The organism is Massilia mucilaginosa, from assembly GCF_011682145.1.
GTDB classification, from domain to species: Bacteria; Pseudomonadota; Gammaproteobacteria; order Burkholderiales; family Burkholderiaceae_D; genus Telluria_A; species Telluria_A mucilaginosa.
Genome location: NZ_WHJH01000248.1, coordinates 1 through 364 on the forward strand (window position 1 = coordinate 1; position 364 = coordinate 364).

Genomic DNA, 364 nt, shown 5'->3' on the forward strand with positions numbered 1-364 from the left:
GGCTCAGCTGGGCCAGTGCGATAAAATGATCGCGCAGCAGCGCGGCGGCCGCCGGCAGATCCGGCGTCGCCACGGCCTGCTCCAGCATGCCCTTGGCGTCCTTGCCGCCCAGCTTGACCATTTCGCTGATCGTCAGGTTCGTCAGGCTCTTGTCGAGCGCCGCGCGGAACTGGCGGTACAACACGACCTGGTCGTCCGACAGATCGAACATCGACCGCAGCTCGGCATCGGACCAGACCACGCCGGCGCGCAGCTGGGTATCCTTGAAGCGGCTGTTGATGATCGAATCGTAGACATCGCTCGGGTTGTGCTGCCAGGCGCGATTCTGCTGGTCGTCAAGAGTGCCCTTTTTTAGCCGGATGCG

General features: G+C 63.7%; 1 protein-coding gene. It reads right to left on the reverse strand.

Annotation, left to right across the window (positions count from 1 at the left end):
* The coding region (locus tag F2P45_RS34720) for a hypothetical protein (protein ID WP_166882713.1) at window positions 1–364 on the reverse strand (364 nt) is incomplete at both ends.